The following is a 21,120-nucleotide window of genomic DNA, read 5'->3' as shown; positions in this document are numbered from 1 at the left end:
TTTAAGCCAAGCTGGGGAACAGATGTTTTTATATCTGCGAGTCATCTTCAATTTGCCCGGACGGTTGGTCGATTGCACAGGCTGATTTGCTGAGCAGACTCTAAATACCCTGGCGATGTGACCAACCTGTTCCATAGCATCATGGGCAACAAAGTGCTGGTGGCATGGCAGAGTCGTTACTGCGGCAGCGGTCAGCCCAACTATTCGCTGGACAATCCGCAAGCATCTGACGAGCAGAAAGCTCGCCGCGCCGCCATCGCCGCGTTTCTTGGCATCGACCTGGCCACAGCCACACAGGATGACCTCTACCTGATCGATATGTACGGCGTCGGCGGCTCACAGGGTTCCGTCAACTACGCAGAAGAGGACGACTACGTGCCAAACCAGGCGGTTGGCGAGGTGCCCTATAACTGCCTCTGGACCGCCCGCGGCGTATTAAACAAAGGCGACGACCCGCGCACCACAGATGTCACCGAGTCGAGCTATATGCGTTGGTTCAACCCCGAGCGCTTGACTTCTGGCGTTCGAGATGTCAATCGCATCGAAACCGTTTGCGTGGCCGGTGCCGGCTGCGGTATCACTTGGCAAGAAGATCCCGATGGCTTGCGCGGTGGTCAGGGCGAAGGCCCCGGCGAGGGCTGGAGCGGCGCGGTCGCCAACAGTCAGACCGACGTTTGGTATACCTATGTCGACGCGGAGCATTTTGATGTGGTGCAGGATCCGTCTAAAGAGGATGGAAGCTTGCCCATGACCTTGGCGAACTACGAGCTTGCCGCCACCGGCGATATTACGCAAAAGCCCAAACCCTTCGTACCCTTCGCCATGCCCATGCGGCTGACCGATAACGCAAAGTGCAACGTGACCAATCCTAAACCTTACTGCTATGGCTCGGCCATCTTAGGTACGGTCGCCGAGGAAAATAAACCGGTCTTCCCAGTCGCGAACGCGACGCCGATGAGCTACGGCCTAAAGGATATGTGCAAAAATACGGTTACGGTTATGACCGGCAAGCAGAACCCCAAAGAGACGGTACTCTGCGTGACCCAGGATGGTTTACCTTTGGTCGGCAATACCGCAGCCACCCGCCCGCGGCTGGCAATGTACGGTTATGACTCCACCGGCAAAGTAAGAGATGCCGTCATTGACACTGCTTTCGTCGCGGTGGTAGCGGAGGAAGATAAGGGTCTTGGCGCATTTACCTTCGATGCCAGCGGCAATGCCTGCGAACAGGAAGGCAACAACGACCCTGACTGCTTTACTTTCGACGAAGGCAAGAACATCAAGTACTTTACCTTCAGCATGTCGATCAAGGACACTGTTGGCGGTAAGACTCAGGACGTCCTGTTGGCCAACCTGACACAACCCGGCCATCAGCTCAACCAGCCGGAAGTAGACTGGCAATCCGGTGATTTCTATCCGGCCCGCAATACCAACGAGTTTTGGAATTTCGTTGGCGACTCAGGGGATTACAACTTCAACATCTACAATACCGAGATTGCTCGCCGCGGTAGTTGGTTGGGGCAGGACATCTACAAGGTGCATCTAGCCACATCGAAGGCTGCCTACGGTCTGCTAGCCTTGCCGACCTGGAAACAAGGCATCATGAACCAGGGTGGCCCGGCGGACGTAATGTCACGTCGTATCGTGATCCCCAATAGAGGTAATTGGAGCCTGACCAACGACGGCAATCCTTATGCCTTCCGTAATATGGCTTGCGATAACTTGGCCGAGAAAGATAATCCTTACTACCCAGGCGGCCTCTGTATGGATTCCGCCATCAACCTGTCGGCTACTATTCCCGACACCTGCACGGATTCAGAAACCGGTGAAGTAGTTGACTGCCCGACGGTTACCATAGGTAGTAGCCCCTTTGGTAAAACGACTACTAACCCGGTACTGCAGGGAAGTTCGGTCGAGCCTAATAAAACCAAGGTTCTGTCTTGGCACCAGTGCCCAGCCAGTTTCAGCACGGTAAAATCCACCGATGGGACAGTGTTATATACCTGCGATAACGACACGAGGACCAACGACGCCAGCACCCTGGCCGACCAGTCCTGGTACAACCCGCTGGACGTGGCGAAGGGCCATCGCGGCTTCCTGGACGGCGATATGGTGATGATGCTGTACGCTTGGTCGCCTAACTGGCGTCTCAACGTGAATGGTCACGACCGCTACGAGCTGTACATCCGCCGCTCCTTCGCAGGCGCCACCAGCTGGACCACCTTGCCGGCGAAATACAAGTACTGGGATCCTACTGACAGAAACCGTTATGTTGGAGATGGCACGGTCACCTGCGAGACTTTCCGTAGCGACCAGACCCAGGCCAGCGGTGACTTACTAGAGCCCCGGGTGTGCAATAGCTATACGGCAGGTGCCGCAGAGCAGGCCCGTAACGTGACGCAGCACCAGTCGATGCGGATCACTACCCTCGACCCACGCTTCGCCATAACTGGCTCGCCGCAAGGTGTCAGCAACACGTTGAATCCGTTCGGCTACAGCTCCAACCCATACGGTGAGGACGTAAGGAATCCATCGCGCTTCTTCGTAGTGTACGAAACTGGTGACAACACTACCGCCGCCGAGGGCGAGCCAGAGCCACTAGATCTATTTTATAGCCGCGCAGTGAACTTTGGCGATGACTACCAGGTATGGGCAGAGAATGACCTAAGTACCTGCTATCCGTCTGATCCGCATGGTGACATCGACCCTGACAAGGGGGTCCCTGCAGAGCAGATAGGCTCAGGTTTTTGTAACGAGTTTGACCAAATGGAGCAGGGAAAACCTGGCTTGGAAGCTAGCGAAGGCAGTTTGACGGCTAACCCAGGTGGCCAGTTCCTTTATGGTGTTTGGGCACAGTTGCAGCATCCAGTGGCGAATGGTGAAACGCTGTGGGACGAAGTAGAATCGTCCGACGCCATGGCCCGCAGGGTATGGTGGATAGACAGCTACATCTCCGACAACTGGGGCTGGGAATTTGGCCAGGGTAGCGGTGACGGTACACCAGCCAATCCGTAACCTCGCTATCGCATCCTGCCCGGATTCGAGCCCGGGCAGGAGTCCTTAAAAATAATGGGTAATATCTACCGGAGATCGGTCTTATTCTGCGAACATAAAAGGTTTCGTACCATGCTAACTTCCGATCGGGATCCTATGCTGACTTCCTGTTTACTGGTAGTCTTCCCCAACTGCCCAGTCCCTCAGTTCAGAATGTTTTGTTTGGCTTTTTTATATTCACGAAATTTTTACTCCTTTTTTAACGCCCAAATCCTCTCAACTTGGTTGTCAGCTTGGCGCCACATACTAGTCTTGCATATGTCTAAGTTTAATGTCGCTTTTGGGGTAAATGCCGCCTATCGCTTCAGCAAGTTGAAAGCCAAAAGCATGATTAACGTACCCGTCAGGTCGATGCTGCGTAAAGGCGCGGTATTACACCTTTAGGGCTCTGGTTGCCTGACGCAACAACTGTAAGCAAGCACGGTTAGCAGCCAAATCCAGCGCGCTAAAATCGTCTTGGGTGGTTAATAAGGGATTGGCGCCGGCTTGCAGCAGTTGCGCCACCACCGTGTGCTTGCCGCTGGAAGAGGCGTAGGTCAAGGCCGTGGCGCCGCTGGGATTTTGGTAATCGACATTAATACCAGCGCTTATCAGTAGGGCGATACAATCGTTTGACTCGGCAAAACAGGCCGCCCATAAGGCATTATTGCCGTAAAGGTCCAAGACGCTTAAATCCGCGCCGTTATCTAAAAGATAAGCCAGTACGTCGGGCCGGGCTTGCTGCGCCGAAATAATCAGGGCATGTTGGCCCTTGCCGTTAGTCGCCTGCGGCGCTTGGCGGTTAAAATCATTAGCGGTAAACCAGCCGGCAATTTCCTCGGATATATTCATCGTATGCTTGCCTGTTCAAACCACAGATGGCCGGTGCAGTAGAGATAAGTGGCCGACGCCGGCCGCATACAGCTTGTCCGCCAGAGCCAGGCGTCCGTTCAGCCCTTTGCCGCGCAAGAATTTCAGTTCGTCCACCGTTAATAAGGTGGCGGCGATCAAACTGATCGTGCCGCCGGGCATGCTCAAATCTGTCGCATCTTGGCGCGGTTTGTTTAACAAGGCGCCTACCCGTCCTCGGCCGTCTTTAATATGGTCAATATTAAACTCCAGCGATAACAATTCGTCGGCTAAGAGCTTTTCGCACAATTTGGCATAGTTGGCCAGGGTATGGCTGACTTCCGCTAGTAACGGAAACAGCCAAGTGTCGGCCAACTTGGTCAATGGCACATCGCCGGCGAGGCCGGCATCCGGCGTTTCTATGAATACTTCCAGGCCCAGGCCGGTTTCGGGTTTGTCGCGCTCTACCCAGGGGTCGGACAAGCCGTCGGAAATAATACAGGCGTTCTGGGCGTGCCGTGCGGCCAACCAGGCCGCGCCGGCCGGCCATTCCGGTCCGTCGCTCATCGGACCCATCAGTGAGGTGAGTGCGGCGACTTCGGAATTAAAACGGGCTTTTATCGCCTCGTGGCGGGCCTGAGTGGCCAGATTCAAACGGTCGGCGTAAGTGAGGCCGACTATAAATTCAGTCGTCATGGCTGTAAGTGTGGGTGAGTGTTTCCAGGCGTTGTTGAGTAGTCTGGCGGACGTCTTGTTCCGGGTCCTCCAGCATCTGCTGCAGCAAGTCGGCATCCGCGCGTAAAGCTACTTCGTAGCGTACGGTCCAGTCGGGATCTTGGCTCATCATGCCCAAGTCATCGATTTCCATGCGCTGCGCAACGATACGGCGTATTTCCACTTCGGCGTCATGCGCCATTAAACCCAGGCTGACTCGGGGAATGCGAGTGGCTACGATGCGCCGTACTTCGCTGTCGGGGTCGGCAACCAAACGAAACAAGCGGCCTTGCGGCAGGCGCCGTGCAACGTAGACGCGCACCAGATAGTCCGGGTCGTCGGCCATCAGCTCCAGATCGTGTTCCGGCAAGCGGTCGGCGACGGTGATTCTAACCTCGCGATCGCTATCGTGACGCAACAAGGTCAGCCATTCCAACGGCACCCGGTAGGCGAGTACGCGGCGTACCGCTTCGTCGGGATCGCTTAATAACGGTTCCAGTTTATTAGTGGGCAGATAGCGGGCCGCGATGGCGCGGCGTTCCCAAAACGGGTCCTGACTGTATTGCGGGGCCATGCCGGGATGGGCCTTAAAAAAGCGGTCTATCTGCCGACCGCTGCTGGCGGCCACGCAACGGTCGCCCGGTTTGCAATTGCCGGCAGCCAGCAAACTGTGCTGGAATTGACAACCGCCGCAGTCGGCAAGCGGAGTTAGATCGGCTTCGATGTCGGCGGGCAGCATAATCAAGCCGCCTGCGCTAATGCCGGTAACAGCTGCGGCTTGACTTGTTCCAGCCAGGTTTTGATCCGCTCGTCGGTCAAATGAGGCTGGCCGCGTTGATCTAAAACCAAACCGACGAACTCGTTGTCGATAATCGCTGCGGAATGTTCGAATTGGTAGCCTTCGGTACTCCAGCGTCCCACCATGTTGGCACCATTGCCATAAAACACCTGATACAATTTGATCAGAGAGCTGGCGAAACGGGTGGCGTAGCGCTCCTGATGGCCCAGGCCGAACAAGGCTACCCGTTTGCCGCTGAGATCCGCATCGTCCAGGTGTGGAACAAATTCCGCCCAATTGGCTTCCTGACAACCCACCGCCATGCCCGGCAAATCGCCCACGCCGTAACTGGGCGTGCCCAATATCAGCGCCTCGTACCGCAGCAGTTCGGCGGGGTTGGTACGGTTGATGTTTTTGGGTTTGTCGGCCAACTCATCGCCGAGCAGGCTATAAATCTTTTTGGCAACCAGGCGGGTGCTACCGGTATCGGTACCGAAAAAAATGCCGATTTTGCTCATAAATCACCTGTAATCGAAATTGCTGGGTTAGGTCAAACAGCCTTTGATTTCAAGTCAGCAAAATTCGATCCAGGTTTTAGAGTGCGGTATAAAAATATTTTTTTAATACTTATCAGTAACTTGCTGTGAAAAGTGGCTGAGAAATGTTCTTGTAAATGACGGTATGGCTACAATTGCAGCGAAATACAACAATTTGTATACTTCGCGCATAACGGTTGATGCTAGAAAGTGATGGCCTAAGCAGCAGGTATCTTATTATTAGTAACCTAACGCGCCGTTCATATCTTCGAGGCAGCGTTTTATTTTATGTGGAGGCGGGGGTGAAACTAATGCCATGCCTGCACGCTTTTCTTGAACTCATTCTGTAAGGAATACGCATGGCCATTCTTCGCTGCAACAGTTGCGCTTATTTAAGGGAAGTTTCTAATGAGCATGTAGGGAAATCCGTGAAGTGCCCTGTTTGTGAACAAACCGCGGTTATTCACGATAGCGTGGCGTTTATTAAAAAGCTGATCGAAAAATACGGCGTATTACTCGGTAAATATCGTGATCTGGCACGGTCTGCCAGCCAAGATGCCGATGCCGCGCCGGCGATGAATTTTCCCGGCAAAATAGAAGGCCTGGATTTGCACAATACGGCAGTGATGGGTAACAGCAAGCAATATCAGCCGATTGTAAATTGGTTCGAGGGTAAAAATATTCAAATTGAAGTCAATCATGAAGCGCTGGATACGCAGGGTTTTTACGATGAAATCGCCGTGGAGCTGGGTGACAATATTGATGTTTTGCAGGAGGTCTTGGATAAAATCAGAAAAACCCAAAGAAATAACTATACCTCCGTGACGTTGAATCTGAGTAACTACAGTCAGAATCAAATCAAAACGATGACTACTTTTTGTAAAAATTTGTACGACTTTTCATTTGTGGCCAAATATTTTTACGATAAAAATGAAAAAAGAGCCCGTCTGACCTTGCAAACTGCTCCAGCCATTGTGGGATTCTTCAACGGCGAATGGTTGGAGTGGTATGTTTTTATGAAATTACTAAAGCTTTGTTATGAAAATAACGGGCTTTTTTCCTGCCTGAGAAATTTCAATATTCAATTCGCGAATGAGGATAAATATGAAGTGGATGTGTTTTTCTTATTGAATAGCCGTGTTCCGGTATTTATCGAATGTAAATCCGGTGAATTCAGATCTTATATTGAAAAATACAATAAGCTGCGCCGCCGTCTGGATATCAACAAAGACAACTTTCTATTGCTGGTTTTTGGGATCAGCGACGAGCAGATGCTGGGCTTAACAAAAATGTATGACATTACCTTTGTCAACGAAAAAAGCTTTATTCCCCATGTTGCAAGCTTGATGGCTAAATAATCAACCCGCCATTCTGCGGCCCGCCAGCAGGCTTTTCTGCAAGGCATTATCGTCGACCCACAAATCGCCTGACAGCAGTCTGGCAATCTGGCTTTTTAAGTCCGGGTCGCGGTCGGCTTCGAAAAATAGATTATGTACAATACTGGATTGATAAAAGCGTTCCACGAACAGGCGCATGGTGTTAAAGCCCAGCAAATACGCTTCATCATCTTCGGCGTGCAGCAGTGGGTCGGCTTCGCGGCCTTCGCTTAAACCCTGGTGAACCCGGTCGGCGATGCGGGCGGCACTGGTGAATGCCAGGAACACGCCCGAGGAAAATACCGGGTCGAGAAAACCGGCGGCATCGCCGCAGCAGGCATAACGCAGTCCATAACGGTGTTGGTTGCTGTAACTGAAATCGGCTTCCACCCGGATCGGCGCCGATTGCCGGGCGCCGTCTAATAAACGCGTCAATATCGGCGAGGCGGCCAGATAGCGTTGCAGCAGTTCTTCCACGCTGCAATCCTTGGGGCGTTCTTTTTGCACCACTAAACCCACGCTCAACCGCTTGCCCGACAGTGGAATAATCCACAGCCAGCCGATGTCCACCACCGGCACGTAGATGCTGCCGGAACCGAACAATTCGTCGGCTTCCGGGCCGGATTGAATCTGTTCGTAATGGGTGAACACGGCAAACTTGCCCAGATTTTCTATCTTATCGATGCCTTTGTGCTGCTTGCCCAGCATGGCGGCACGACCGCTGGCATCCACCAGATAGCGGCAGCGGTAGCGGCCTTTATCGGAGACAATATTTACGCCGTCGGCTTGGCAGTCCACTTCCAGTACCGTTTCTTCCTGATGCGTTTCTGCGCCGTGCTTGGCGGCGTTTTCGAACAATAATTGATCGAAAGGCGCGCGTTCCAGCTGATAGGTCTTGCGATAAATGCTCAAGGGGAAATACATGCGCTGATCGGTGAGTTCGTCGATGAATACCGCGCCGCTTTTGAACTGATTGCCTTCGCTCCAATCGATGCCCAGGCGCTGTACCACCGGTTCGCTGAATGGCAGCATGGATTCGCCGATATGGAAACGCGGGTGTTTGTCGCGTTCCAGCAGCAAGGTCTTGCGGCCGTGTTGCGCCAACAAAGTCGCCGCGGTGCAGCCGGCCGGGCCGCCGCCAATTACTATGACATCGTAATCAAAACCGTTTTGCATGTTATCGGACATCTATAAAGACCTATGCTCAATCAATTATTTGGCGAAGCCGTCTTCGGCCGGATTGTAAACGGCGCGGAACACCTTCCAATGCACCCCGCCGATACCGGCGCCGGTGTAAGTGACGGAACCGACGCCTTTATAAAATTCGTCGGTGCGCATGGTGTCCGGTCCGAAGTAAAACGGAATCCAGGCTTTGCCGGTTTGATAAGACTTGGTGTCTGTTGGTTGGCCGAGGATTTCATGCACTTGGCCTTGCGTCATGCCGATTTGAATTTTTGCGAACGGACTGTCGGCGGGGAAATCACCCTCGATAGTCGATTCGGCGGCCCGACTGGATTTGGCTACTTGAGTCGAGGCCGGTGCCGCGGCTTGCGTCGAAGGTTTTGGGGATGAGGCGCAGCCAGCCGCCAAAATTAGTGCTGTAGAAATGGCCAACAATTTAAACTGTTTCATCGGTTTCCGCCTTATGTGTAATTTGAGATAGATCAAAAGTAGTGCATTTTATAAATTTTTTCAGCGACCATGCACGTCGACCCGCCAATCGGAGCCGATGGACAGGCATAATTGTTGCCGCTTGCCGCCGGCAGCCGCCAATGTCAGCAATGGGAGGGCCGCCAAGAGCGGGTCGGCTTCCGTCGCCGGTATGAGGTCTTCGCCGACAACTGCATAAGGCCGGCTTAGGCTTAAAAAAACGTTCGGCCCGGTTCCCGCCGCCAACACCATGGCGCAGGCAAACGCTGTTTGCCCCCGTTCCGTTGCCAAATAGTTCGGCCAGCGCTCGTCGTAGCAAACCAACAGCAGTTCGCCGCCATGGCAGGCCAGTTGACACCAGGCTTCCAATAAGGCCATGGCAAACGTATCCGCTCCGGCCGCCAACGCCGTGGCCGGTTGGGTGCATTGCTGGGCAATGCTCCAGTAACCCGCCGCGGTATTTTGTACCGAATTATGAAAGGCGCTGGGCGAGACCATGGCGTCGGGTTTGCACAGTTCGAGACAAAGCTGGTCAGTGGTCTGTATTTCCCCGGCTACGCTGGCAAAAACCGCCGGTAGCGTGGCCGGCGAACGCTCTGCCTGCGCGCAGGCCTGCGTGGCGGCGCTGAAAGCCATTTGCGTGGCCTGGCTGCTGCGTCGGCGCAGCATGACCGGCATGGCATCGCGATTAATTTCGCTGGCGGGAAATGGCAAGCCGGCCCGAAAATCGCAGTCCGGGGCGCAAGCGCCGAAACCGAGCAGGCTGATGCGTTCCATCACGCCGCCTCCAATAAAACGCTGGCGTTATTGCCGCCGAAACCGAAGGCATTACTCAGGATCAAGCGGGGCTGATGATTCAGGTTGGGTTCGGCGACGATAGGTAGCGCACATTGTGGGTCCGCTTGCCGCAAGCCGCAATTGCCGGGCAGAAAGCCTTTATCCAAAGCCAGCAGACTGATCGCCACCTCTACCGCGCCGGCCGCGCCGAGGGTATGGCCGAGCAGGCCTTTTACCCCGGCACAGGGCGGCGGGTTGCGGAATACCCGGCGGACGGCCTTGGCTTCGGATAAATCGTTCAGGATGCTGGCGGTGGCGTGCAGATTGATGTAATCGATCTGTTCCGGCCGGCGGTCCGCCAGTTGCAACGCTTGCCTCATGGCCGCCGCCGCGCCCAGGCCTTCCGGATGCGGCGCACTCATATGGTGGGCATCCGACCCTTCACCCACCGCCAGCAGGCGCGGGGATTCGGTGTTGCCGGGGTCGGGGCGTTCCAATAACAGCAAGGCGGCGGCTTCGCCGATGTTGATGCCACTGCGCTGGATATCCATCGGCCGGCATGCATCAGGCGAGATTAGTTGTAAGCTGTTGAAACCGAACAAAGTCAAACGACACAAGCTGTCCACCCCGGCAACTAGCACCGCGTCGCAGACATCGGCGACAAGCAGGCGTTGCGCCGCGCCCAGGGCTTTGGCGCTGGACGAACAGGCGGTGGAAATGCTGTAACACGGGCCGCGCAGTCCCAACTCGTGCCGCAAGAATTCGGCGCTGGCTTGAGCGGTATGAGTGTGCAGAAAATTAAAGTCGCTTGGCATCGCGGCGTCGCGCAGCAGCGCTTGATACGCTATTTCCGTTTCGTAGATGCCCGAGGTACTGGTACCCAGCACCACGCCCACCCGTGCGGCGCCATGACGGGCAATGGCCTGTTCCGTCGCGGCGCGAATGTTACCTTGGTTCAGTGCGTGCAGGGCCAGCCTGGCATTGCGGCAAGCGTAGGTTTGTAGCGTGGAGCGGACCGCCGGTAAAGAAGTGCTTACTTCGCCCACTACCGTTTCAAAAGGCAGTTCGAACAATCGTAGCGGCCGCAAACAATTGCGGTTGGCAAGCAAGGCCGCGTGCAAGGCGTTCAGATTGTCGCCCGCCGCACTGACGCATTGATAGGCGGTGATGGCAACGGGGGGGATATGCGGCGTTCGGTTCATGCTCGAGCGGATTTGGGAATTAATAAGGGACAGAGCAGGAAACCCAATGTGACGCCCAGGCTGACCGACATGGCCAGAATCGGCAAAGTCGGGGTTTTGCCGAGACTTAGGGCGCCGAAAGACGCCAGCGTGGTCAGCGTGGAGGCGGCGATGGCGTGATAGGTAACCCCGCTGTTCCGGCCGCGATTTTCCATGAAAAAGATGCCGTAATCCACGCAAAGCGAGATGGATAATAGCAAGCCTATTACGTGCAGAAAGCTCAGCTCCTCCCCGATCAGCGCCCAGGCGGCAAAAATAAACAGCACGGCCGACAGCGACGGCAGCAGGGTCAGCAGCATTTTGCTGAAGCTGCGCTGTTGCAGCCAGATCAAAACGCCCATGATCGCAATGCCGATTGCCAGCATGCGCAAGGCGCGGTCCCGGTATTGGCCGGCCAGCTGATTTAATTGTTCCTTTTGGCTGAAGTAACGCGTGCCTTTCAGGCCTTGCAAGCCGGCTGTCAATCGGTCCGGATCGTGATCACCCAGCCAAATGGATAACGCCACGCCCTGTTGTTCCCGCAGCAATTGGCCGGACAAAATATGGCGTACCGGCGTCTCCAGCACTGCTTCAGGCAACAAAGCTTGCGCCCCGGCAGGTTGTAGGTGTCCGAGTTTGTCGGTCGAAAGCCCTGCTTGAGCGACCGCCGAATGCCAGGCCAGTTGAAAAGATTGGGTCAGCGCGGCATCGTAAACGCGGGCATTTTCGGCTTGCAAAACTTGGGAGCTCAGCCAGGGAAACAAGCCGTGATATTCGCTAATCACGCCGGACTGCTTTAAGGTTTGCAAACGGCGTTCGGCCGCTTCGGCGCGTTGCAGCGCGGTCTCGAAGTTGTCGGCCTGAATCAGCACAAAGCGTCCCGGCTCGATACTGGAAAAATGCGCGCGTACCGTTCGGTCCTGTTGCTTGAGCGCATCCATGTTCATGGCCAGATTTTGCATGTCGTTCATCCAGTGCAATTGCGGCAGCGACAACAGCGCCAGCAACCCGGCGATGGCAATTAAGCTCAATAACGGTTTGCGCCGTCGATCGCAAAAGTTTACCCAACAGGCAATGCCGGGTAAATCCACGACGCGTAAGGTTGTTTTTTCCAGCAGTGCCGGTAACACCCAGCGGGTCAGGGCCAAGGAAGCCGAGATGCTGAACAGGGCGAACACGGCAATCTGTTCGAAGCCGGGAAAGCCGGTAAAGCCCATGGCGGCATAGCCGATCACGGTGGTCAAGCCGCCCAGGAACAGGCTGGGCCCTAACAGGCGAACGTTGGCCAGCGGGCTGCTGTGGTGTTTGGCGCTATGCACCATCACATGCAGCGGATAGTCGACACAAATGCCGATCAGGCTGGCACCCAAGGCCAGCGTCAGGCTATGTACTTGCTGAAAAATCAGCGTGGTGGCCAACGTGCCGACTACGAAGGCGGCGGCCTGCAGCAGCATGATCCAATGCAGCGCGGCAAAGGAACGAAACAGCAGTAAAAATACTAACACCACACTGATGCTGGAGATTGTCGAAACCAAGGTAACGTCGCGGCTAATTTCGTTGCGCGCGGCCGTGCTGAACACCGGCACCCCGGCCATGGATAACTGAAATGCCTGACCCGACGTTTGATTCAAACTATCGAAGCTGGCGCGAATGGCGGCTTGCAGTCGTCCGTGAGCGGCGGAATCCAGCGCGGCCGGCCGGCTTTGTAGAATCAAGGCGCCGGCATCGTCGTGGGTTTGTTGAAATTGGCTTTGTAGGCCTTTGAAGCCGTTCAGCGACAGCAGTAATGGGTCTTGTTTGGCGATGGCTTTGATAAAGCCGCCCTGGGGGGAAAGCAATGCCTGCTTCAACCCTTCCGCGCGGCGCGGCAAGGTATCAACGGCGAATAGCGTCTCGGCGTCTTGTGCGGGATTCAGACTGAAGAGGCGGGCGTGGTAAGGGGCGTAAAGCTGCACGGCGTTTAGCCAGTCGCGCGGTGGCTGATGGGCTGGCCACACTTGTTCGACGTCCGGTAGTTTGCCGAGCTGTTGGATCAGCTTGCCGCTGAATGACGCTAGGCTGGATAAGTCGGTGCGGTCCGGAACGGCTGCTTCCACCACCAGTAAATAGCGGCGCGATAATTCACCGGATTGCAATAGTCCGGACAGCAGTTTGGAATCGGCATCGTCGGTATTGGTAAAAAAGGCGTTGAGATCGGATTCAACCCGTATTTGCCAGAGTGTGACGGCTAAAAGTATCGGCAGTAGCAGCAAAAACCAGCGCTTTCTCCAAACGAAACACACCCGCTATTCTCCGCCGGCTTCCTGCAGCAATTGCGGAATGGTGTACGCGGTCGCCTGCTGATCGGTGGTTTTTTCGATACGGTATTCGGTGGTTTCGCCGTCGGGTTGGCGGATAAAAATCCGTCTTTTGTCCGGGTCGGCGTCGCCCGAGATATCGATGCTGGGCGCATTTTCATCGGCTTGATCGGGTTTGGGTTGCATATGCAATGACCAGTGCTGATCTTGGATATCCGCGGCGAGATCGTAGCGGGCCTGAAATTCCTGGGTACGGCCTTGCAAAATGCTGCGAAAGATTAGAATCTGCTCCGCGGCTTCGTCGGCATAGCTGATCGGCAGGCTATGGCGCTGATTTTGCGCGGCATCCCAATAGTACAAACTATCGCCGCTGATCGCCATAATGATCCGGCTGGGTTGCAGTTGCAGCTTGACTAGACTGCCTGCCGCATCCGTCAACATCACGCCCCTGGCTTGCCAGGGCGACGTGGCTAGCTCCAGCCGGCGGGTTTCCTGGTATTGGAAGCTTGCCTGTCCGCTTTGACGCAGCCGGGCCAGTACTTCGGTCAGCGTGGCGTCGTCGGCAAAAACAGGCGTGGACATGCCAAGCCACAATAGCAAGGCCGGGTATTTTTTCATGACCAGATGTCCTTGAAGGCTTTATGGCCGTGTAGCGCAAAATAGCGGGCAGTTTCCAGCATGGGTGGAATCTCCAGATCGGGGAAGCGCCGGTGACGGTATAACCATTCCGCCATGACCAGTATTCCCATCAACAGGTAGACCACCAAGCCGGTATACAGAGACCAGATTTGCGGTCCGGCCAGCAAGGGCAGCAAGGCGCATACCGGAACATTGACGGCAAAAAACAGCGTCCAGACCCAGGTTACTTCGCGCAGATATTCCGCAATGCCCGGTTTGAATTCCGGAAATTGCAGGCGTACCAAGCGTTCGCAGATCGATGGAGGCACACGCAGAGTGTGTCCGAATAATGCCGTTAGCCAGGCATAGACGAATGAAGGTATCAGCCAAATAGCATAAGCATTGGAAAAATAGGCCGCCGCCAATAACAATACGGCAAAAGCCAGCGTGACCAATCGCCAGACGGATTTTTGGATATGGGTGCCGCGCCAAACAGTCAGTGCGGCGAACAGCACTAAAATCAAGCCGGCAAAACCATGTCGGGCCAGATATGCGCTAAGGAAAGGATAACCAAGAATTAAACCGGTAATGCCCGTCGCTTTGAGTGCGTTTCCCATGCTTAACGGGTGCGATTTTCAGCCACGAAATCCGCTAGTGAGCGCAGGGATGCAAAAATTTGGTTGTTGCGTTCGTCGCCGGAGGTGATTTTGACGCCGAATTGGCGGTCCAGCATCACGCCTATTTCCAGCGCATCAATGGAATCCAGGCCCAGACCGCCGCCGAACAAGGCCGCATCGGCGGAAAGGTCGTCCGGAACGATATCTTCTAGGCGCAGGCCCTCGATGAGCATGGTTTTCAATTGGCCGATCAAGTCGTCTGACATGGTAGGTGACATTCCATTTATAAAGCCGAGATTCTACACAAAATTCAGATAAGCACCAAAAACACTTGGATTGCCGGGCAATGAGTGCCAAAATTGCTTGCGACCTGCGTTACCCTAACCCTTCAATTCAGAATCATTCCGACGTGCGATTATTCCTAGGCTTAAAAGTTTTACTGTTCACTTTATTGATCCCGGGGACAGTGATTCTTTATTTTCCCTATTCCATGGTTTTAGGGTCCGCCACCGGCTTGCATATAGCCAGTCTGCTGCTGGCGCTGCCGGCCGGGGTTTTTATTCTGGTTGGCCTGGCGATTTATCTGCGTTGCGCCTGGGATTTTGCGGTGGACGGTCTGGGTACCCCGGCGCCCATAGACCCGCCCAAACACCTGGTGATAAGCGGGCTATATCGCCGCAGTCGTAACCCGATGTACCAGGGGGTGTTGCTGTTATTGCTGGCCGAATGCCTATTGTTTCCGCATGCCGGCTTGTGGATTTATGTCGGCTCGATCGCGCTGGTTTTTCAAACGTTTGTGGTGTTTTATGAAGAGCCGGCACTCAGGAAACGTTTTGGTACGGCTTACGCGGATTATTGCCGGCAAGTGCCGCGTTGGGGGTTTGCCGTGCGGGATTCGTCCTCTAAATAGGCCTTATCAACCGGCCCGGCTGATATTTTATTCACTTCGACTATTCAAGCCCATGAAGGAAAAACTCAAAGCATTTATTTTCTCCGAGCTGATTTACCATGAAGATCCGGCCGCATTCGGCGACGGCGACGATTTGCTGGAAGCCGGTCTGGACAGCATGGGCATCATGCGTTTGATCATGTTCGCCGAGAAGGAATTCGGCGTGACCTTGCCGGACACCGAAATCGAACCCGACAACGTGCAAAGCCTGAATGCGCTGGAAAACTGGATCAAACAGGCACCGCAAAACCTATGAGTCAGCCCGCACCGCTATTTTTTAATCCGGCCGACTATTTTACCTATGTGCTGGATCAGGAAATTCGCGAGGCCGGCATGCCCGGCGGATACTGCGGGTTTGCCTTGCATTTGGCCGCGGAACCCGATCTGGCGCAGCTGCAGCAACGCCTGGATTTATTGGTGGAACGCTTCCCTGTTGCCTCGGCCCGCATCGAGCGGTTAGGCAAACGCCATGCTTGGTTGCCGACCGGGCAGCGCATCCTGCTGGAACGCCATCAATGCGAAGCCACTGTCGACGCTGCCGCGGAGTCACAACGCATTCAGTTGCGGATTTTCAATCGCCCGGAAACCCTGCCGTTGACCTTACATTGGATCGCTCATAACAGCGGCGGTATCTTGCTGCTGAATTGGAATCATCCCTTGCTGGATGCGCGGGGGGCGAAAATTCTGCTGGATTTTTTGGGCTCGGAGCGCCCCGACAGTTTTAAGGAATCGGCCTCGCTGATAGGGGCCAAATTGGCGCAATGGAGCTTATGGAAAAAGCTGTGGCTGTTGTTAAAAGCCAAGCGCCACAATAACCAAGCCAACAGCCTGGACAGTTGCCTGCCTACCCAGCTTGAGCACGGTCCGCAAACGCTGGGTTTAAAAGTGCGTTGTTACGATAACGAGCAGTCCAAACGCATCGCCAAGCTGGCGCAACAGCACACCGGCATGGCCGGCCGCACCTTATATTATTTGGGTTGTTTCATGCGGGCCATGGAACTGGTCGGGCCGCCGGCCGCCAAAGCCGGCTATTGCATTCCATACGCCTTTAATCTGCGCCGGCAGAATGCGCCGACCCCGGTATTCGGCAATCATGTCGGCTGTCTGTTCGCCCGCGCCACCCGCGAGCAGGTACGGGATAGAAAAGCCTTGTTCGAGCATTTGTTGGCGGAACATAGGCAGGTGGTGCGGGAAGAGCTGGATTTTGCCTATCTGCCCTTGATGTGGCTGGGGCAATGGCTGGAACCGGCCAAGTACGCGAAATTTTTGCGCAAACAGCACAGCGGCGGCGAATTGAGCTCGCTGTGGTTTTCCGATGTGGGCGATTTATCCTGGGCCAAAAACGGTTTTCTCGGCGTGCCGGTCACTGATATGTCCATGATGTGCTGGATGACGCTGCCGCCCGGCTTGGCGATGTTGATCGGACAAGTCAACGGCCGCTTGACCCTGTCTTACAATTATTTATCGCCGGCCATCGATGAAGCGTGGCTGGAGGCGGTGATAACCCGCATGGATGCCGAATTGCTGGAAAGCGACCCAGGCTGACGGATGCTGCTGGACGGCTTTTTACAGCAATGCCGGCAACAGCCCGGCGGAGTGGCACTGGCGGAAAATGCTAGGCAGCTTAGCTACGCCGAGTTGTTGAGTCGCGCGCAGGCTGTGGCCGCGGCTTTGCAAGCGCACGGCGTACAACCCGGCCAGCCGGTGGCTATTCATCTGGATAGAGGCGTGGATGCCGTGATTGCCGTGTTCGGTGCATTACTCGCCGGGGCCTGTTATGTGCCGCTGGACTTAAAAAATCCTAGTTCGCGGTTGGTGTTTATCGTTAGCGATGCCCAGGTCAAAGCGGTATTGGGCTTGGGCGATGTGCCAATCTGGCTGGATGCGGAATTATGGTTGAACATTGCCGACAGCCCAAGAATTCAACCCAAGCCGGTAGCGACTTCACTCACCGGATTGGCGGCCATATTGTATACATCGGGTTCCACCGGCCGGCCGCGCGGGGTGGCGTTGAGTCATGCGGCGATTGCGGCGTTTGCAGGGTGGGCGGCCGGTTTGCTGGCGTTAACGCCCCAAGACCGTATAGCCAGCAGTGCGCCATTGTTTTTCGATCTGTCCACTTTCGATCTGTACGCGGTGTTAGGCGCGGGTGCCAGTCTGCATTTCTTGCCGGCAAAATTAGCCCTGGCTCCGGCCCGCTTGAGCGCCTGGCTCGGCGAGCAGGCTATTAGCGGCTGGTACACCGTACCATCGCTATTGGCATTTCTGGCTTACAAAGGCAATCTGGCCCAAACGCCGCTGGAGTCGCTGCGCTTTTTGATCTTCGCCGGCGAGGTGTTCCCCACCTCGGCCTTGATCGATCTGGCCGACGTCTTGCCGAACACGGCGTTATACAATTTCTTCGGCCCCACCGAAACCAACGTCTGCTGCTATTGGCTGGTGCGGCGCGAACAGTTACAAGCCGACCAAAATATACCCATCGGCCAGCCCGCCGCCGGTTGCGAATTGCATATCGATGCCGAAAGCGGCGAGCTGTGGGTACGCGGCTCCACCGTAGCCAGTGGATATTGGCGTAAGGGGCGGTTAGCGTCGTTATTAAATGAACAAGGCTGGTACGCCACCGGCGACCGCGTTAGCATCGACCGTGGCGAATACCGTTTCCATGGTCGCTTGGGGCGAATGTTGAAATGTTCCGGCTATCGGGTCGAGCCGGCGGAAATCGAAGCGGTGGTTAATGCCATTGACGGGGTGCGGGAATGCGCGGTGCTGGGTGTCGATGACCCGACCGCCGGTCAGCGGCCCGCCTTATTTATGGTGCTGGAGCCGGAAATGGAACTCACCGAGATACGTAAGGTTCTGAGCCGGCAATTACCGCCCTATATGCAGCCCAGTCGTTATCAGGTAACGGCCGCCTTGCACCGGTTACCTAACGGCAAGCTGGATTATCAGCAGTTGAAAGAGCTGCTGGAAATTTAAATGGGTAGGTCAGGGGACGCGCAGCGTTCCCTGACGAATGCGACTGGTGTTAAAAAGTGAAGCCGGAATTGCGTTTTGGTAAACGATAGCCGATTAAGCCAATGATAGCAGAGCCAAAAAGCCATGCGGCACCCGGTAATGGTACGGGGGTGTAGGTATAGTCTATTTTTATTAATGTCGGGCCCATTTCAAATTCAAGTAGGGCTGCGGCATCAAATGTATCTAGGTTGTTAGCGGATAAAATTTCAAATTGAAAATCAGAAAAATGAACGAATGCAAGTTCTAGGTTCTCGACCTGTCCCGTACCAATAAAGTCGTTGAATAAGTTATTCGTCTGCAGTTTGTTAGTACCGTCTTCAGTACTTGAATAGGCGTTACTGATTGATTCAGAGGTGAAATCAGTACAAGCATCCTGGCCGCTATCACTGCAGGAGATTTGAATGGAGTCTACTCCGGTAGCAAAGAAATACCCACTGTTACCGGAAACCTTGCTCAATGAAATTTGAAAGCTAATATTTGCAGCGATTTCATGATCAAGCGAATCATCATTGACAAATACATTGTATATTGAACCATTAACGTTATAGGCGTTCTCAACTGTAAAGCTGACGCCGGTTAATGTTCCCAATGCGGCATTAAATTGATCCAGTCCGGTTACGGACGTAGTGAAAAAATTCCCATTTCCACCATCAACACTTCCGTTAGTAGCTGCTAGGGTCGTTGAGGTGCTTTTTACAGCGGCAATTGCAGACTGAGATAGCATTACAGCCAAGCCTACATTTAAGGCTATTTTTTTGTACATCACTTAATCCTCTTAAATTATTTACTATTTTACGTGACGGTTATATCACCGAAGTTCGCCGGTTCGTCAGTCAGGGATGTGCGATAACAATTCCTTGGTTAAACCGAGGCGTATGGGTTCGAAATATCACGCAACAGCTAACGGGATTACATGTCTGGGTATTGTTCAATCAGTCAACGAAGCGGAGTTGAGTGAATGATTAGACTGACAATTATTACGCCCAGATAGTATTAGCAATTTAAGTGCCGTAAGAAATACTACCTTTATTACAATTGTTTACAGAATTAAAGTAAAAATAAAATAGCAAGGTGTAAAATTTTTCGACAGTTTTTAATGCGCTAAAGGGGGGGCGGCGTTCCGTGACGAATGCGGTCTTTTGCCTTGCATTGTCAGGTAACCGCTATCGCGGCAACGTGACCTACCTGACGAACCCATGAAGCGCGGGACAGAATAGATTGCCTGGGTTAGACTTATGGCAAAGGATACTGGATCATCTGGGGAAGTGTTCCCATTTATGCCCTTGAAGGTGCGGAGCGTGGTAACCACAAAAAGGACGTCAATCGCTGAGGAATAAAAAAGCACATTTACTCGTGTTATAACCCTTAAGGAATATTCGCCGCTCGGCAATACGCAAGAACCGGCGTATTGTCGTCTGCGTACCGCCGATTAGCGAAAATGTAATCGGAGGAATGTTGAACAACTTCTTGCGTACGATTACGCTATCGCTAATCGTAGCTACAAACAAAACCATGAATACTCCCCCCGAATTTTCAGAACTATCGCCTTATGTCGACCCAAGGGACCAAGCGCAAATCCTCTCTCGTTTCTGCACGATCGCGGCACAAGGCGCTTTGCGCAATGCACTACCCAAAGACTTCGGCGGTTTTGGCGATGGGTTTGCCGCCTTGTGCCAAACCCATCGCCAGCTGGGTAAGGCCGGCCGCGATCCGGGTTTGCTGTTGATGGTCAATGCGCATTTGTGGGGTACTGTTTTCCCGGTTTTGCTGTATGGCACCGACACACAAAAACAACAGTTTTTACCCAAGCTGATTTCCGGCGACTGGCTGGGAGGGCATGCCATCACCGAGCCCAGCTGTGGTTCCGATGTGCAAGCGATGACTAGCCATGCCGAGCGCACTGAGCAAGGTTTCATCTTAACCGGCGAAAAACGCTACATCACCAATGTGCCGCTGGCTGACTGGTTGGTGGTGTATGCCAAACTGGACGGCAAGATCACGGCTTTTCTGGTTTCGAGCCAGGATCAGGGTTGTACATTCAGCAATGTCGGCAGTTTGCATGCTTGCCGAGGTAGCGTGACCGGTAGCGTGATTTTGGCAGACTGTAAAATTGATACCGACAGGCTGCTAGGCAAGGCTGGCGCCGGGGCGCAGATGATACAAAAGGCTCTGGAATACGAGCGAGCCTTTGTATTTGCCGGTATCGCCGGCATCATGCAATGGCAGTTGGATGAGGTGGTGCGACATAGCCGGGACAGGCGCTCCGGCGGCGTGCATCTCGGTAAACATCAAGCCATTAGTCATCGGATTGCCGATATGAAGCTACGGCTGGATACTATCGAATTGTGGCTTAACGAATGCGCCCGGCTTTGCGATGCGGGGCAAAGGCTGACCATGGCGTCGGCGCAAACCAAGCTGTATGCCGCCGAGGCTTTTTTGCAATCCAGTCTGGATGCGGTGCAAATCATGGGTGCTGCAGGACTGGAGCCGGGAAATACGATGGCCGAATTGGTGCAAGATGCGCTGGCTGGACGACTATTTTCCGGCAGCTCGGAAGTGCAGAAAAACTTGATCGCCGCTTTGTTGGGGACTGGCGATGCGTATCGGGGCGGTGCAGCGGCGGGCTTGTCTTAGGGGTTTTGAGCAGTTTCTCGGAGTACAAACCTAGGTTTGTACTCCATTAATGGTAGC

At 54.3% G+C, this 21,120-nt stretch carries 19 protein-coding genes and 1 pseudogene; 7 read left to right on the top strand and 13 right to left on the bottom strand.

The annotated features are described in order from the left end of the window. Nucleotides 1–111: 111 nt before the first annotated feature. A pseudogene (locus tag M0R33_RS20945) lies at nt 112–3,015 on the top strand (choice-of-anchor O protein); the annotation flags it as partial. A 411-nt stretch (nt 3,016–3,426) separates the two neighbouring features. Here M0R33_RS20945 and M0R33_RS20940 read toward each other — a convergent pair. From M0R33_RS20940 to M0R33_RS20925, 4 genes are read right to left on the bottom strand one after another with little or no spacing between them, the layout of a single operon-like run. Continuing rightward, nucleotides 3,427–3,885: an ankyrin repeat domain-containing protein gene (locus tag M0R33_RS20940; protein WP_292573871.1), complete on the bottom strand. Its 459-nt coding sequence runs from the start codon at nt 3,883–3,885 to the stop codon at nt 3,427–3,429. A 15-nt stretch (nt 3,886–3,900) separates the two neighbouring features. Then, nucleotides 3,901–4,578, bottom strand: a complete 678-nt coding sequence (locus M0R33_RS20935) for a hypothetical protein (protein ID WP_292573870.1) — start codon at nt 4,576–4,578, stop codon at nt 3,901–3,903. After that, nucleotides 4,568–5,335, bottom strand: coding sequence for a 4Fe4S-binding leucine-rich repeat protein (locus tag M0R33_RS20930; protein WP_292573867.1), 768 nt, complete (start codon nt 5,333–5,335; stop codon nt 4,568–4,570). Before M0R33_RS20930 ends, M0R33_RS20935 begins: the two co-directional genes overlap by 11 nt. A 2-nt stretch (nt 5,336–5,337) precedes the next feature. Further along, nucleotides 5,338–5,892, bottom strand: a complete 555-nt coding sequence (locus M0R33_RS20925) for a flavodoxin (protein ID WP_292573866.1) — start codon at nt 5,890–5,892, stop codon at nt 5,338–5,340. Nucleotides 5,893–6,269: 377 nt separating this feature from the next. On the opposite strand from M0R33_RS20925, the gene M0R33_RS20920 reads away from it, so the two are divergent. Beyond that, nucleotides 6,270–7,268, top strand: a complete 999-nt coding sequence (locus M0R33_RS20920) for a hypothetical protein (protein WP_292573864.1) — start codon at nt 6,270–6,272, stop codon at nt 7,266–7,268. On the opposite strand, the gene M0R33_RS20915 is transcribed toward M0R33_RS20920, so the two are convergent. From M0R33_RS20915 to M0R33_RS20880, 8 genes are read right to left on the bottom strand one after another with little or no spacing between them, the layout of a single operon-like run. Beyond that, nucleotides 7,269–8,474, bottom strand: a complete 1,206-nt coding sequence (locus M0R33_RS20915) for an NAD(P)/FAD-dependent oxidoreductase (RefSeq protein WP_292573862.1) — start codon at nt 8,472–8,474, stop codon at nt 7,269–7,271. A gap of 24 nt (nt 8,475–8,498) precedes the next feature. Further along, complete coding sequence (locus M0R33_RS20910; RefSeq protein WP_292573860.1) at nt 8,499–8,918, bottom strand: hypothetical protein; 420 nt, start codon at nt 8,916–8,918, stop codon at nt 8,499–8,501. Between the two features lie 60 nt (nt 8,919–8,978). Then, entirely contained in the window at nt 8,979–9,713 is a 735-nt protein-coding gene (locus tag M0R33_RS20905; RefSeq protein WP_292573858.1) for a beta-ketoacyl synthase chain length factor, read from the bottom strand. After that, nucleotides 9,713–10,915: a beta-ketoacyl-ACP synthase gene (locus M0R33_RS20900; RefSeq protein WP_292573856.1), complete on the bottom strand. Its 1,203-nt coding sequence runs from the start codon at nt 10,913–10,915 to the stop codon at nt 9,713–9,715. Before M0R33_RS20900 ends, M0R33_RS20905 begins: the two co-directional genes overlap by 1 nt. Continuing rightward, nucleotides 10,912–13,215 carry an MMPL family transporter gene (locus M0R33_RS20895; protein ID WP_292573854.1) on the bottom strand — a complete coding sequence of 768 codons (2,304 nt, stop codon included), beginning with the start codon at nt 13,213–13,215 and terminating at the stop codon, nt 10,912–10,914. Before M0R33_RS20895 ends, M0R33_RS20900 begins: the two co-directional genes overlap by 4 nt. Before the next feature lie 3 nt (nt 13,216–13,218). Further along, nucleotides 13,219–13,848 (bottom strand): outer membrane lipoprotein carrier protein LolA, encoded by a 630-nt coding sequence (locus M0R33_RS20890; RefSeq protein WP_292573852.1) that lies wholly within the window; start codon nt 13,846–13,848, stop codon nt 13,219–13,221. After that, a complete protein-coding gene (locus M0R33_RS20885) occupies nt 13,845–14,465 on the bottom strand; it encodes a hypothetical protein (RefSeq protein WP_292573850.1) in 621 nt (206 codons plus the stop codon). Before M0R33_RS20885 ends, M0R33_RS20890 begins: the two co-directional genes overlap by 4 nt. A gap of 2 nt (nt 14,466–14,467) precedes the next feature. Continuing rightward, nucleotides 14,468–14,731: a phosphopantetheine-binding protein gene (locus M0R33_RS20880; RefSeq protein WP_292573848.1), complete on the bottom strand. Its 264-nt coding sequence runs from the start codon at nt 14,729–14,731 to the stop codon at nt 14,468–14,470. Between the two features lie 80 nt (nt 14,732–14,811). On the opposite strand from M0R33_RS20880, the gene M0R33_RS20875 reads away from it, so the two are divergent. From M0R33_RS20875 to M0R33_RS20860, 4 genes are read left to right on the top strand one after another with little or no spacing between them, the layout of a single operon-like run. Next, entirely contained in the window at nt 14,812–15,375 is a 564-nt protein-coding gene (locus M0R33_RS20875) for an isoprenylcysteine carboxylmethyltransferase family protein (RefSeq protein ID WP_292573846.1), read from the top strand. Nucleotides 15,376–15,427: 52 nt separating this feature from the next. Beyond that, on the top strand, nt 15,428–15,670 hold the full coding sequence (locus M0R33_RS20870) for an acyl carrier protein (protein ID WP_292573844.1): 243 nt from the start codon (nt 15,428–15,430) through the stop codon (nt 15,668–15,670). Continuing rightward, nucleotides 15,667–16,959, top strand: coding sequence for a hypothetical protein (locus M0R33_RS20865; protein ID WP_292573841.1), 1,293 nt, complete (start codon nt 15,667–15,669; stop codon nt 16,957–16,959). The genes M0R33_RS20870 and M0R33_RS20865 overlap by 4 nt, the downstream gene beginning before the upstream one ends. 3 nt (nt 16,960–16,962) lie before the next feature. Next, nucleotides 16,963–18,390, top strand: coding sequence for an AMP-binding protein (locus M0R33_RS20860; RefSeq protein WP_292573840.1), 1,428 nt, complete (start codon nt 16,963–16,965; stop codon nt 18,388–18,390). 49 nt (nt 18,391–18,439) lie between these two features. Here M0R33_RS20860 and M0R33_RS20855 read toward each other — a convergent pair whose 3' ends face one another. After that, nucleotides 18,440–19,192 carry a choice-of-anchor E domain-containing protein gene (locus M0R33_RS20855; RefSeq protein WP_292573839.1) on the bottom strand — a complete coding sequence of 251 codons (753 nt, stop codon included), beginning with the start codon at nt 19,190–19,192 and terminating at the stop codon, nt 18,440–18,442. Nucleotides 19,193–19,941: 749 nt separating this feature from the next. Here M0R33_RS20855 and M0R33_RS20850 point away from each other — a divergent pair. Then, nucleotides 19,942–21,063 carry an acyl-CoA dehydrogenase family protein gene (locus M0R33_RS20850; RefSeq protein WP_292573838.1) on the top strand — a complete coding sequence of 374 codons (1,122 nt, stop codon included), beginning with the start codon at nt 19,942–19,944 and terminating at the stop codon, nt 21,061–21,063. Nucleotides 21,064–21,120: the final 57 nt, after the last annotated feature.

Source organism: Methylomonas sp. (assembly GCF_023228165.1).
In the GTDB taxonomy this organism is placed as follows: domain Bacteria; phylum Pseudomonadota; class Gammaproteobacteria; order Methylococcales; family Methylomonadaceae; genus Methylomonas.
Note: the sequence above shows the minus strand (reverse complement) of the source record. Positions and strands in the feature narration are given on the sequence as shown.